The organism is Pseudomonas sp. PDM27, from assembly GCF_019219205.1.
In the GTDB taxonomy this organism is placed as follows: domain Bacteria; phylum Pseudomonadota; class Gammaproteobacteria; order Pseudomonadales; family Pseudomonadaceae; genus Aquipseudomonas; species Aquipseudomonas laurylsulfatiphila.
Genome location: NZ_JAHUWF010000001.1, coordinates 728,770 through 741,973 on the forward strand (window position 1 = coordinate 728,770; position 13,204 = coordinate 741,973).

Here is a 13,204-nt window from a genome sequence, read left to right on the forward strand (position 1 = left end):
ATCTCCTTTCAAAGCCAGATGTTGATCAGCGACGGCAGGGAAACCCCCAGCCCGGCGTTGAACAGCCAGTAGATCGGCAGGGTCAGGGCAATGCCGATGGCCAGGTCCCGCAGCGGGTGACGGCTGCCGAACCCCCGCGCCGAACAGGCGAACAACAACCCGGCGGCCAGCACAAAACCGATGAGGTTGATCAGCAGCGCCACCCCGACAAGCCCGGCGGTCACCCAGGCGGCGCCGGTTTTTCCACCGGGCACCGTGCCTGCGTCGTCGTTATCCAGCTCGCGAAAACCGCCGCTCAGCGCCTGATAGCTCAGCAACAGGCCCACACCGCCGAGAAACGCCGCCACCACATAGGGGTAAACGTAGGCCGGGAGGATGACGAAACCCATTTCCGGCGGAAACCGGTAGGCCCCCATCGCCAACACCACGCTGATGGCGATCAGGCCGAGGCCGACCGCCAATTGCGTCGGCACCACTGCGCGCAGTGTGGTCATCTCAAAGCAGCCCGACCTTGACCAGCATGGCGTGCAACCGCACGTGTTCTTCGTCGACGAATTTGCCGAACTCATCGCCGGTCAACACGCTGGGGGTCCAGGCGTTGGTCTGGATATTGTCCTGCCAGACCTTGCTGTTGGTGGCGGCCACGACAGCGTCGATCACCTCTTTACGCTGCTGCGGGGTGAGGCCCGCCGCACCGTAAACGCCGCGCCAGTTGCCGATCGTCACGTCATAGCCGCTCTCCTTGAGGGTCGGCGCATCAATGCCGGGAACACGCTCCGGCGCGCCGATGGCCAGGACACGGAACTGACCGTTCTTGATGTACTGCCCCAGCTCGGCGAAACCGCCGGTGATCACCTTGAGCTGGCCGCCCAGCGCCTGGGCGACCACCTCGCCACCGCCACCAAAAGCCACATAGTTCACCTTGTTGACCGGCACGTCCAGCTTGCCCGCCAGCTCGGCAATGCCGATGTGATCCACCGAGCCCTTGGAACCGCCGCCCCAGGTGATGCTCGTCGGGTTGGCCTTGAAGGCCTTGATCAGGTCATCGAGGGTCTTGTATTCCGATTCCTTGCGCACGGCGATCACGTTGTACTCGGTGAACAGCCGGGCAATGGGCGTCACATCCTTCAGGCTGATCTGCGACTTGTTCTGTTCGATGCCCGCGACCATGATCGCCCCGACCACCAGCAACGCATTCGGATCGCCCTTGGTGCTGTTGGCAAATTGCGCCAGCCCCAGGGTCCCGCCCGCCCCGCCCTTGTTCTCGAAGGTCACGGACTTGGCCGTATTGGCCTCGACCATGGCCTTGCCCAGCACACGGGCAGTCTGGTCATAACCACCGCCCACCGAGCCCGGGGCCATGAATTTCACGGTATCGAGCGCGAAGGCTGGTGCGACAAGCACGGCAGCGGTCAAACCGGCGGCCATGCAGCGACTGAAACGACGGATCAAAGCGGACATGGGCATCTCCTGATTGCATTGTTTTTATAGGTGCCGCTTGCCCATCGAGGTGTTCGAAGAGCATGGGCCTGCAAACAAGCTTAGGCCATGGATCCGCGGGTTGCTGCTGCCCCCCCTGTGGGAGCGAGCTTGCTCGCGATGACGGAGTGTCAGTCGACATTTCAGGTATCTGACACACCGTCTTCGCGAGCAAGCTCGCTCCCACAGGGGATTGCGGTGTTGCAGGGGCGTTTCATTACAGCTTTGTCATCAAGTTGTTGGTCGGCTGTCCGGATCACACCGTTAGCCTGAACTCACTGCCAGGCCAACCACCGGCAGCCCCTCAACCCTGAAAAGAGAGACTTGTGATGAAACTGTTGATCCTTGGCCTTGCCGCCCTGCTCGCCACCGGCTCGGCATTTGCCGCCACCCAGTCCACCTCGCCAATCATCCACGACCAGGACGGTTTCTATGTCCCGGTGGACGTGGCCAAAGTGCTGTCCATGACCGACCTCAACGGCAAGTGCGGCATCGTGCCCGCGCAGTTCAACTACCTCGACCACCAGGGTCGCGAGCATCAACTGGACTATCAGGTTCAGGGTGTGAACTGCCTGGGCGAGAACTGAGCGGATGCCTGCCATCACTGCCGATCGGGCTACACTTGCGCCACTGATGCGCCCCCGTAGCCCGACCGAACCAGGCAGGTTGTCCATGAACATCCTCGTAGTCGAAGACGAACCCAAGGCCGGCAATTACCTGCTCAACGGCCTGCAGGAACTCGGATACACCGTGAACCTGGCGCGCGACGGCGTCGATGGCCTGCACCTGGCCCTGGAACACGACTTCGACGTAATCGTGCTGGACGTCATGATGCCGAAGATGGATGGCTGGGAAGTCCTGCGCCGCCTGCGCAAGGAAGCCGACACACCGGTGCTGTTCCTCACTGCCAGGGATGACATCGCCGACCGTATCAAGGGCCTCGAACTGGGCGCCGACGATTACCTGATCAAACCCTTTTCCTTCGCCGAACTGGTGGCGCGCCTGCGCACCCTGACCCGCCGCGGCCCTACCCGGGAAGACGAACACCTGCACGTCGACGACCTGCAGATCGACGTGCTCAAGCGTCGCGTCAGCCGCGCCGGCAACCGCATCACCCTGACCAACAAGGAGTTTGCCCTGCTGCACCTGTTCGCCACGCATCAGGGCGAAGTGCTGTCACGCTCGATGATCGCCTCGCGGGTCTGGGACATGAATTTCGACAGTGACACCAATGTCGTCGATGTCGCGGTGCGTCGCCTGCGCCTGAAAATCGACGACCCGTTCCAGCTCAAGCTGATCCACAGCGTGCGCGGCATCGGCTATCGCTTCGACACTCAACCTTGAATGCCCCCATGAATGCCATGACGCCGCTGCGATCCGCCTCCCGTCTGAGCCACTCCCTGACCCTGCGCCTGGCGCTGGTGTTTGCTCTGCTGGCGTTTGTCTCACTGGCGTTGCTGGGCGTGGCGCTGTACCGCGACCTGGAACGCGAGTTGATCCATCGCGACGACATTGCCCTGATCACCCGCATCGACCAGTTGCGCACCTTCCTCAACGACAGCAACACCCTGGACCTGATCAAGGCCAAACCGGCGCTGTTCCAGAACATGATGGGCAACCGCGAGGCCCTGCTGACCATCGGCACCCCGGGGCAACCGCCGTTGCTGGTGGTCAACCCGGGTAACCTGAAAATGCCGGTGCTGACCCCGGTGGCGATGGATCATCGACTGACCCTGGACGACGTGCAGCATTTGCCCAACGTCAACGGCGTGCCGTTTTCCGCCCTGGCGGCGACCATCGACTCCGGAGACCTGGGCAGCCTGCAAGTGGTGACCGGGCGCCTGATGACCGAACGCACCGCCGTGCTCGCCGATTACCGGCTCAACGTCTACCTGTTCGCCACCGTGGCCGCGATTCTGCTGGCGTTGTCCGGTTATGTGCTGGTGCATCGAGGCCTGTTGCCGGTGCGGCGCCTGGCCCGCCACACCCAGAGCATCGACGTCGGCAACCTCAACGAGCGCCTCGACAGCCAGGGCGCACCGCTGGAGCTGCTGCCGATGATCGACGCCTTCAACGCCATGCTCGACCGCCTGGACAAGGGTTTTGTGCAATTGGGTCAGGTTTCGACCGACATGGCCCACGAACTGCGCACGCCGATCAACAACCTGCTCGGCGAAACCCAGGTGGCCTTGCAGCAGAACCGCAGCACCGACGCCTATCAGCAGTTGCTGGCCTCCAATGTCGAAGAGCTTGAACGCCTGGCACGCATGCTCGACAACATGCTGTTCCTGGCCCGTACCGATCCGCGCAGTGCCTTGCGCCAGCGCCAGGAACTGGATGCCGCCGACGAAATGCAACGCATGGCCGACTATTTCGAAGGCCCGGCGACCGATGTAGGCATCAGCATCAATGCCCACGGCAGCGGCCTGATCTGGGCCGAGCCCATGTTGCTGCGCCGTGCCCTGGCCAACCTGTGCGCCAACGCCATCAAGTACGGCGCGCCGCATTCAGAGTTGTGCATTCACGCCAACCCGACCGCCGACGGCATCCAGGTGCAGGTACGCAACCACGGCCAGACCATCCCGGCGCAGCATCTGCCACGGCTGTTCGAACGCTTCTACCGGGTCGACGAATCCCGCGAGCGCTCGGCCCAGTCCAATGGCCTGGGCCTGTCGATCGTGGCGACGATCATGCAACTGCACAATGGCGTCTGCCACGTCAGCAGTGTCGACGGCGTCACCTGCTTCGAACTGTTTTTCCCGGCGCGGCAACAGCATGAGTAGCGCCCGGGCGAAAACCGACCGGACACTTTCGACAAAACATCGCTCAAGGCTGCGTGTCATGACCTAACCTCATTGGCTAAGTGACTAACAACCCGTCGAGCACGCCGATGTTCAATGTATGGAAGTCAATGATTTACGTCGCCTTCGCACTGCTGGTGGCGACCCCGGGATGGCTGTCGGCGGCGACCATGGCCGACACCCTTGCTCCCGCCCCCACCGCCCCGGTCATCAGCATCTCCGACAGCGAATTGCTGGGGCTGCAAAGCCAGCTGAACAGCCTCAAGCAGCAGGTTTCCCAGGCCAGCACCTACACCCAGCTGGAAAGCTCGCAGGACCTGGTGCTGGCACTGATCCAGAATATTGAACGCCTCTCCACATCGCTGCTGCCCGGACAGGCGCAGTTGCAGGCGCAACTCACCGTGCTGGGGCCAGTGCCGCTCGACGAGAGCGCACAGGTGACGTCTGCCATTACCACCCAGCGAGACACCCTCGGCGAGCAAAAAGACAGGATCGACAACCAGCTCAAAACCCTGGCTGCGCTGAAAGTCAGTGCCGCCGAGCTGATCACCCAGATCGCCAGCATCCGCCGCAGCCTGCTGGAGGCGGAGGTGACCCAGCAGACCAATAGCATCCTGAACCCGCGGTTCTGGTCGCCATTGTTCAATCTTCCGCTCGATGACCGCCAACGTTTCAGCGCCCTCGTCCAGCAACTCAAGCTCACGCACCAGGCGGCCTGGCAACCCGGTCAACGCGCAATCACGGCCTCCCTGCTGGTGCTGGCCCTGGTCATCTGGAGCCTGGGGCGAAAACTCGCCGGTCGGGGTCTGGCGTGGCTGTGCATTCATCGAATGCCCGAAGGCCGGTTACGGCGCAGCTCCCTGGCATTGGCCTCGGTACTGGCGACGGTGCTGAGCGCCGGCATCGCCCTGCAATTGCTGCACTTTGCCGCGACCCGGCAACTGCCCTACACCCCGCTGCTGGCCGACCTGGCGCAATACCTGGAAAAGCTGGCCTATACCTGCGTGATGATCACCGGGTTGAGCCGTGCGTTGCTGTCGACCAAACATCCTTCATGGCGCCTGCCCGATATCGCCGATCCGGTGGCGCTGGCGATGGAGCCCTACCCCAGGCGGCTGGCCAGCCTGCTGCTGGTGCTGGTCACACTGGTGCAGATGAGCAACGTCACCGGCATGAGCGCCGAAGTGGTGTTGTTCGGCCGGGGAATCGTGGCGTTGGTCGTGGCACTGGTGATCGGCGCGCTGCTGTTGCGCGTCAGCAAGACCCGACGGGCGCTGATCGTTGCCGGAGAGACTCCCGAAGGCGTCACCACGTCCGCCGGCCTGATTTATGTGTTTGCCGGCATTGCCGTGGTGGTATCCCTGTTTGCCCTGGTGATCGGCTACGTGACGATGGCCCGGTTCATCACCTATGAAATGGTGTGGATTTTCATCGTCTTCGCCGCGTTCTACCTGCTCACGCAGGTGTACCAGGACACCTGCGAATCGCTTTTTTCACCCAGGCAACCAACCGGCAAGGCGATCAAACAGCTGCTGGGCATCGGCAATCCACGCCTGGAGCAGATATGCACCGTGTTTTCCGGGGCGGGCCGCGCCATCCTGATGCTGGTCGGCGTCATTGCATTGTTTGTCGGCGGCGTAGGTACGACGTTCGGGCAATTGGTCACCAGCACCGCGGCCATTCTCGGTGGCGAAGGGCTGCGCAAGCTGAACATCGTCCCGGACAACTTGATGCGCGCCTTCCTGACACTGCTGATCGGTGTCTACCTGATTCGCACGCTACGCCGCTGGCTGGACGGCGAGTTCCTCCCGAAAACCGAGATGGACCCGGGCATGTGCGCCTCGCTGAGCACCCTGTTCGCCAACATCGGATACGCGTTGGTCGTGCTGCTCACACTGTCGTCGCTGGGGATCAAGTGGACCAACCTGGCCTGGATCGTCAGCGCCCTGTCAGTGGGCATCGGCTTCGGCCTGCAGGAGATCGTGAAGAACTTCATCTCCGGCCTGATTTTGTTGACCGAGCGCCCGGTGAAGGTCGGCGACCTGATCAGCATCAGTGGCGTCGAAGGCGACATACGACGGATCAACGTGCGGGCCACGGAAATACAACTGGCCGACCGCTCGATCATGATCGTGCCCAACTCCCACCTGATTTCGCAGAACCTGCGCAACGTCACCCTCGGCGGCAGCGCCCAGGGCGTGGTGATACTCGAACTGATGTTCCCGCTGGATATCGATCCGGAACTGGTGCAAAACCTGCTGATGGACAGCTACACCGAGCACGAATCCATCCTGGATAAACCGGCGCCGTTCTTGCGCTTCAGCCAGTTGAAACCGGAAGGCATCACCTTGACCATCACCGGCTACGTCGGCAGCCCGCGTACGGTCGGGGCGATCAAGAGCGAGTTGCTGTTTGAAATTCTCAAGCGCCTGGGTGCCGCCGGCATTGAACTGGCGAAACCGCCACCTCCCGCGTAACACCCATCTGTAGGAGCTGCCGAAGGCTGCGATCTTTTGATCCTGATTTTAGAAACACAATCAAAAGATCGCAGCCTCGTTGCACTCGACAGCTCCTACAGGTGCCTCAATCACCGCACGACCAAACTCGCTGCCCACCGTACTGGCGAAACCGCCACCTCCCGCGTAACCCCCATCCGTAGGAGCTGCCGAAGGCTGCGATCTTTTGATCTTTGATTTTTACAGCAAGGTCAAAAGATCGCAGCCCTCGGCAGCTCCTACAGGTTTATCAGTGGGCGATGCACACCGACTTGAGCTCGGTGTAGGCCTCGATCACCGCGCGACCGAACTCGCGGCCCATGCCCGATTGCTTGACGCCACCAAACGGCATCGCCGGGTCGAGCAACACGTGGGCATTGACCCACACCGTGCCGGCTTCAATGCGTGGCACCAGGTTCATGGCTTTGCCCAGGTCGTTGGTCCACAGGCTGGCGGCCAGGCCGTAGCGGTTGTCGTTGGCCAGTTCGATCACGGCGTCTTCGTCGTCGAACGGCATCACGCCCAGCACCGGGCCGAACACTTCTTCGCGGGCCACGGCCATGCTGTGGTCGATGTCCGCCAGAATGGTCGGCTGCACAAAGAAGCCGTCGCCCTCAAGCAACTCACCGCCAGTCACCACCCGCGCACCTTCCTGGCGAGCCAGTTCGATGTGCTTGAGCACGCTTTGTTGTTGCTTGCGCGACACCAGCGGGTTGATCGCCGCGTCGCCATTCATGCCCGCGCCAATCGGCATCGCCGAGACCGCGGCGGCCAGGGCTTCGACGAATCTGTCGTGGATCGAACGGTGCACATAAAAGCGCGATGCCGCGGCGCAGACCTGGCCGTTGTTCAGCAAGCCACCGAGGATCGCGCCTTGCACGGCTTTTTCGATGTCGGCATCGGCGAGCACGATCATCGGGTTCTTGCCGCCCAGTTCCAGGGAGAAGCGCGTCATGTTTTCCATGCACGCCACGCCGACGCTCTTGCCCACGGCGGTGGAACCGGTGAACGACACCTTGCTCACCAGAGGATGCGAGGTCAGCACACCGCCGACCGAGGCACCGCCACCGGTGACCACGTTGAACACGCCGGCCGGGATGCCCGCTTCCAGCGCCAGCTCGGCCAGGCGCATGGCGGTCAGCGGGGTTTCCATCGCCGGCTTGATGATCACCGTGCAACCGGTGGCCAGGGCCGGCATCAGCTTCCAGGCGGCGATCAGCAGCGGGAAGTTCCACGGCACGATGCCGACCACCACGCCCACCGGCTCACGCTTGGTGAACGCGGTGAACTTCGCGCCCGGTGGCAGCGGAATCGACACGTCAAAGGTCTGCCCTTCGATCTTGGTCGCCCAGCCGGACATGTAGCGCATGAATTCCACGGTGGCGTTCAGGTCCAGCGCGCGGGCCATGTTGATCGACTTGCCCTGGCTCAGGGTTTCCAGCTGGGCCAGTTCTTCGGCGTGTTCTTCGACCAGGCGGGTGAAGTTCAGCAGGATGCGCTCACGGTCGGCCGGGCGCAGGCTCGACCACACGCCGGATTTGAACGCCTTGTGCGACGACTGTACGGCGCGCTCGACGATCTCCAGCGGCGCATCCAGGGTTTCGCACAGGATTTGCCCGGTGGCCGGGTTGACCACGGCGATGCTGTCGCCCTCGGCAAACACCCACTGGCCGTCAATGAAGCAGCCGTGACGACGTTCGAGGAATGCAGCCACCTGGGGCAGGATTTCAACGTTGCTCATAATTCACCTTTCATTCAGACGATTTGTTCAGGCGCAAATGCGGCCTGATCAGTGTTGTTCTTTGAGAAAGCACGCGACCGCCTGACGGTCGTCGGCGGACGCCAGGCCCATATACGGCATGTAGGTACCCGGTACGTAGGCCTGGGGCTGGGTGATCAATTGCGTGATGTTCTCGGCTTGCCAGCTGACGTCTTTGTCGCGCATGGCCTGGGAGTAGCTGAAGCCCGGCAGCGAGCCGGACTTGCGCCCGTACACGCCGAACAGGTTCGGCCCCATCATCCCGGTCGTACCCTGGGTCACCGCATGGCAGACGCTGCACTCAGTGGCAAACACTGCGGCACCACGCTGGGTATCCGTGGCGCACTCGGCGGCAGACACCGCCTGAGCCAGGGTGAAGGACAGCAAGCCGATGAGGGGCAAACGCAGCGAAGTGAACATAGGAAAACGCCCTTGAAAATCCACGCGCTCGCCGGCAGGCGAACGCCAACACCAAAAAATGCCGAGGCCAGGGTGCTTCGGCAGCTGGGTGGGGATTGTCGGTGGTCGCCGGCACGCAGGTTTTGCCCTGCGTGCCAGTTATGTTGGCCGGGCTGCCAAACCGGACAATCTGGCATGCACAACCAACTAATTGGCAAACAGGGAAAAGGGCGAACGAAAGCCGCGACTTAGTATCCGGGCAGACCGCAAACCTGCGCTCAAGAACAAGAACGGATGCCACACCATGCTCAAGTCCCCCTTGCTTCGTCTCTCGACGCTCGCGCTGATGATCAGCGCCGGCCAGGCCAATGCCTATGAGCTGTACGCCGATGATGACAGCCATCTGAACGCCACCCTCGAAGCCGCGTTCGGCATTTTCCACAGCCAGGAAAACTACGCCCTGTCCGGCCGTCTCGACGAAGGTTCCTCGTCGTGGCGCGAGGGCTACATCAAATACGGTTTGAGTTTCGACAAGGGCCTGGGCGGTGCGGGCACGGCGTACGGCGCGGGCAACCTGCTCAGCTCCGGCACCTGGGGCGACGGCGATGCCGCCGGTTTCAGCGATGGCACCGAACGCACCACCAAGTTCGAAGACGCCTACCTCGGCTGGCGTTCGGCCGATCTGTTTGGCGCATTGGGCAAGGACGGTGTGGACCTGTCCTTCGGCCGCCAGAACATCGTGGTCGGCGATGGCTTCCTGATCGACGGCGACGCCCTGAACATGGGCAAGGGCCTGGCCGACGGCGAGTTCAACCGTGGTGGCGCCTACTACCTGGCCGCCCGCAAAGCCTTCGACGAAACCGCCGTATTGCGTCTGGGCGGCAAGGAAGGCTGGCGCAGCGACCTGATGTGGCTCAAGTCCGACAACCGTGCCCAGGCCAAGACCGAAATGTACGTCGGCACCCTGGAGCACGTGGCCGAGGCCGGCACGGTGGGCCTGACCTACATCAAGACCACCGACATCGACGAGCAGTACGCCTCGCCGATCCAGCTCGAACGCGACGGCATGAAGACCTACAGCGTGCGCGCGGCGGGCAATGCCGGGGTGAAAGACCTGTTCCTGTCCGGCGAATACGCCAAGCAGGACAAACCCCACGCCGCCACCGAAGACGCCTGGTACCTGGAAGCCGGCTGGACCTTCTCCGACGCGACCTGGACCCCGAACGTCAGCTACCGCTACAGCCGCTTCTCGGAAGGCTACGACACCTTGTTCTACGGCATGAGCCGTGGGTATGGCACCTGGTTCCAGGGTGAAGTGGCGGGCAACTACGCCGGCCCTTTCAACAGCAATTCGCGGATTCAGAACGTCGGGCTGAAAGTCTCGCCGCTGGAAAACCTGAACCTGGGCGCACTGTACTTCAACTTCGACACCATCGACCGCAGCCTGGGCAATACCGACGGCCACGAAGTCGACCTGTATGCCGAATGGCACGTCAACGACCACCTGACCGTGATGCCGCTGGTGGGCATCTACCAGCCGGACAAGAGCGCCGAAAACGGCGGCACGCAACTGGGCAACAACGACCGGAACGTCTACGCCCAACTGCTGTTCGTCACCGGTTTCTAACCTCGGTCGTGGGCAATGGCGGCGTCATTGCCCACGTGGAAAAAGGTATTTCCAATGCACAAGAAACTCCTGACGATCCAGAGCAAGATCGCCCTCCTCGCCGGGCTCTGCCTGCTGCTGGTCGTCGGCCTGTTGATGGGCTTGTCGCTCTATCAGACCCACAAGAGCAGCCAGCAGGTTGCGCAAGCCAGCGGTGACATGCTCGCCAATGCGGCCAGGGAACACATGCAGGCCCTGGGCAAAGTGCAGGCCATGCAAGTGCAACGCACCTTCATGCAGACCCACGAATATGGCCAGGGGTTATCGCGCTACCTGTTGTACCTGCGACAGTTGCAACAACAGGGCAGCCTGACCCGCCAGCAACTGCGCCGGGAGCTGAGTACCCAGCTTCACCAGGCCTTGATCGACAAGCCCGACCTGCTCGGGCTTTATGTCATTTTCGAACCCGGTGGACTTGACGGCGACGACGCCGGTTTCGCCCACCAGGCGGACATTGGCAGCAACGAAACCGGGCGCTTCGCCCTGTATTGGGTGCAGAGCAAACCCGGCGAGCTGCAAGCAGTGATCGGCGACGAAGGCCTGCTTGCCAACACCGAGCCGGGGCCGAGCGGTGCGCCCTACAACGCCTTCTATACCTGCGCCCGCGACACCCGTCAGGCCTGTGTGCTCGAGCCTTATTTCGACGAGGCGTCCGGCAGCCGCAAACTGGTGACCAGCGTGGCCTTCCCGTTGCTGGAAAACGGCAAGGTGATCGCCGTGGTCGGGCTCGACATCAACCTCGCCGCCCTGCAACAGAACAGCCAGGCCAGCGCCCGTGAGTTGTTCGAAGGCAACGGTCAGATCAGCATCATCAGCCCGCGCGGGGTGATCTCCGCCGACAGCCAGGATGTCAGCCGTCTCGGCCAGCCGATGGACAGCGTCGAGGTGATGGACGCCTTGCGCCAGGGCAAACCCAAGGTGTTTGTCGACGCCCGGCAGATCGAGGTGCTTGAGCCGCTGTCACCAATTGCCGGCGCCGCACCGTGGGGCGTACTGGTCGGAGTGCCGCAAGACGTCCTGCTGGCACCGGTGACCACCTTGCAAAAGGAACTCGATGCCCAGGGCGTGCAAAGCACCGCGCTGGAATTGCTCCTCGGTGGCGGTTCGGCCCTGCTCGGCTTGCTGTTGATCGGCTACACGGCGCGGCGTATTACCCGGCCGCTGCAAGTGCTGACCCGCGTGATGGAGGACATCTCCCTCGGCGAAGGCGACCTGACCCGGCGCCTGCAGGTGCAATCGCGGGATGAAATCGGTCAACTGGCGACCGCCTTCAACCGCTTTGTCGAACGCATCCACCAGTCGATGCGCGAGGTGTCCTCGGCGGCCCTCGGTGTCAATGAAGGGGCGCGGCGCGTGCTGAATGCATCGAACGCTTCGCTGAACAATTTCGACGATCAATCCACCCGCACCAGCAGCGTGGCAGCGGCGATCAACCAGTTGGGCGCGGCCGCGCAAGAGATCGCCCACAACGCCAGCGATGCTTCGCACCAGGCGTCCAGTGCCCGGCAACAGGCCGAGGACGGACGCCAGGTGGTGCAACGCACGATCGAGGTGATGCACGAACTGTCGGGCAAGATCAGTGCCTCGTGCGCCAACATCGAAGTGCTCAACGACAAGACCGTGAACATCGGGCAGATCCTCGAAGTGATCAAGGGCATTTCCCAGCAGACCAACCTGCTGGCGCTCAACGCGGCCATTGAAGCGGCGCGGGCCGGTGAAGCGGGTCGTGGCTTTGCGGTAGTGGCGGACGAAGTGCGCAGCCTGGCCGGACGCACCCAGGCCTCGGCGCTGGAGATCCAGCAGATGATAGAAGAGCTGCAAGTGGGCGCACGGGAATCGGTCACCACCATGACCGAGAGCCAGCGCCACAGCGAAGAAAGCGTCACCATCGCCAACCTCGCCGGCTCCCGCCTGGGCAGCGTGACCCAGCGCATCGGCGAGATCGACAACGTCAACCAGTCCGTCGCCGCCGCCACGGAAGAACAGACGGCGGTGGTCGAGGCCCTTAATGTCGACATCACCCGGATCAACAGCCTGAACCAGCAAGGGGTGGAGAACCTGCAAGCGACGTTGCGTGCTTGCACCGAGCTGGAGCAACAGGCCGGGCGGTTGAATCAGTTGGTGGGGAGTTTTCGTATCTGAGATCGGAGTTGCCTGATACACCGCCTTCGCGAGCAGGCTCGCTCCCACATCTGGATCTCTGCCATGCACAAATCTTGTGTTTACCAAAGATCCCTGTGGGAGCGGGCTTGCCCGCGAAGAGGCCAGCACAGCCAACCTCATCATCGACGGACACTCCGCCATCGCGAGCAAGCTCGCTCCCACATTTGGATTTTCTGCCACACACAATTTCCAGGTGCATCTCAGATCCCCTGTGGGAGCGAGCCTGCTCGCGATGAGGTCAGCACAGCCAACATCACCGTCGCCTGACACCCCGCCTTCGCGAGCAGGCTCGCTCCCACATTTGGATCTCTGCCATGCACAAATCTTGTGTTTACCAGAGATCCCTGTGGGAGCGGGCTTGCCCGCGAAGAGGCCAGCACAGCCAACATCCTTGCCGACTGACACCCTGCATTCGCGAGCAAGCCCGCTCCCACATCTGGAT

At 62.5% G+C, this 13,204-nt stretch carries 9 protein-coding genes and 2 pseudogenes; 7 read left to right on the plus strand and 4 right to left on the minus strand.

The genetic code is table 11. The annotated features are described in order from the left end of the window. Window positions 1-8 precede the first annotated feature (8 nt). Window positions 9-494, minus strand: a complete 486-nt coding sequence (locus tag KW838_RS03235; RefSeq protein WP_102699833.1) for a tripartite tricarboxylate transporter TctB family protein — start codon at window positions 492-494, stop codon at window positions 9-11. Between the two features lies 1 nt (window position 495). Beyond that, window positions 496-1,461 carry a tripartite tricarboxylate transporter substrate binding protein gene (locus KW838_RS03240; protein WP_218500372.1) on the minus strand — a complete coding sequence of 322 codons (966 nt, stop codon included), beginning with the start codon at window positions 1,459-1,461 and terminating at the stop codon, window positions 496-498. 347 nt (window positions 1,462-1,808) lie between these two features. Here KW838_RS03240 and KW838_RS03245 point away from each other — a divergent pair, with 347 nt between their 5' ends. The 4 genes from KW838_RS03245 (at window position 1,809) to KW838_RS03260 (ending at window position 6,757) form a co-directional block, all read left to right on the plus strand. Continuing rightward, window positions 1,809-2,066, plus strand: a complete 258-nt coding sequence (locus KW838_RS03245; RefSeq protein ID WP_102702227.1) for a DUF2790 domain-containing protein — start codon at window positions 1,809-1,811, stop codon at window positions 2,064-2,066. 85 nt (window positions 2,067-2,151) lie between these two features. Then, entirely contained in the window at window positions 2,152-2,823 is a 672-nt protein-coding gene (locus tag KW838_RS03250; protein WP_007979096.1) for a heavy metal response regulator transcription factor, read from the plus strand. 8 nt (window positions 2,824-2,831) lie between these two features. Beyond that, on the plus strand, window positions 2,832-4,262 hold the full coding sequence (locus KW838_RS03255; RefSeq protein WP_218500373.1) for a heavy metal sensor histidine kinase: 1,431 nt from the start codon (window positions 2,832-2,834) through the stop codon (window positions 4,260-4,262). 107 nt (window positions 4,263-4,369) lie between these two features. Further along, window positions 4,370-6,757 carry a DUF3772 domain-containing protein gene (locus tag KW838_RS03260; RefSeq protein WP_218500374.1) on the plus strand — a complete coding sequence of 796 codons (2,388 nt, stop codon included), beginning with the start codon at window positions 4,370-4,372 and terminating at the stop codon, window positions 6,755-6,757. A 268-nt stretch (window positions 6,758-7,025) separates the two neighbouring features. Here KW838_RS03260 and KW838_RS03265 read toward each other — a convergent pair whose 3' ends face one another. Beyond that, entirely contained in the window at window positions 7,026-8,516 is a 1,491-nt protein-coding gene (locus KW838_RS03265) for an aldehyde dehydrogenase family protein (RefSeq protein ID WP_218500375.1), read from the minus strand. Window positions 8,517-8,564: 48 nt separating this feature from the next. Continuing rightward, window positions 8,565-8,954 (minus strand): cytochrome c family protein, encoded by a 390-nt coding sequence (locus tag KW838_RS03270; protein WP_218500376.1) that lies wholly within the window; start codon window positions 8,952-8,954, stop codon window positions 8,565-8,567. A gap of 283 nt (window positions 8,955-9,237) precedes the next feature. Between KW838_RS03270 and KW838_RS03275 the strand changes: the two genes are divergently transcribed. The 3 genes and pseudogenes from KW838_RS03275 to KW838_RS29795 all read left to right on the plus strand — a co-directional run. Continuing rightward, window positions 9,238-10,560, plus strand: a complete 1,323-nt coding sequence (locus KW838_RS03275; protein ID WP_218500377.1) for an alginate export family protein — start codon at window positions 9,238-9,240, stop codon at window positions 10,558-10,560. A 273-nt stretch (window positions 10,561-10,833) separates the two neighbouring features. After that, window positions 10,834-11,343: pseudogene (locus tag KW838_RS29790) on the plus strand (cache domain-containing protein); the annotation flags it as partial. 372 nt (window positions 11,344-11,715) lie between these two features. Next, window positions 11,716-12,741, plus strand: a pseudogene (locus KW838_RS29795) (methyl-accepting chemotaxis protein); the annotation flags it as partial. Window positions 12,742-13,204: the final 463 nt, after the last annotated feature.

Bases quoted from the DNA above. Each gene is read 5' to 3' on its own strand.
- KW838_RS03265 (WP_218500375.1), bottom strand. From the start codon at position 8,516: ATGAGCAACGTTGAAATCCTGCCCCAGGTGGCTGCATTCCTCGAACGT.
- KW838_RS03245 (WP_102702227.1), top strand. From the start codon at position 1,809: ATGAAACTGTTGATCCTTGGCCTTGCCGCCCTGCTCGCCACCGGCTCG.
- KW838_RS03235 (WP_102699833.1), bottom strand. From the start codon at position 494: ATGACCACACTGCGCGCAGTGGTGCCGACGCAATTGGCGGTCGGCCTC.
- KW838_RS03255 (WP_218500373.1), top strand. From the start codon at position 2,832: ATGAATGCCATGACGCCGCTGCGATCCGCCTCCCGTCTGAGCCACTCC.
- KW838_RS03275 (WP_218500377.1), top strand. From the start codon at position 9,238: ATGCTCAAGTCCCCCTTGCTTCGTCTCTCGACGCTCGCGCTGATGATC.
- KW838_RS03240 (WP_218500372.1), bottom strand. From the start codon at position 1,461: ATGTCCGCTTTGATCCGTCGTTTCAGTCGCTGCATGGCCGCCGGTTTG.
- KW838_RS03260 (WP_218500374.1), top strand. From the start codon at position 4,370: ATGTTCAATGTATGGAAGTCAATGATTTACGTCGCCTTCGCACTGCTG.
- KW838_RS03250 (WP_007979096.1), top strand. From the start codon at position 2,152: ATGAACATCCTCGTAGTCGAAGACGAACCCAAGGCCGGCAATTACCTG.
- KW838_RS03270 (WP_218500376.1), bottom strand. From the start codon at position 8,954: ATGTTCACTTCGCTGCGTTTGCCCCTCATCGGCTTGCTGTCCTTCACC.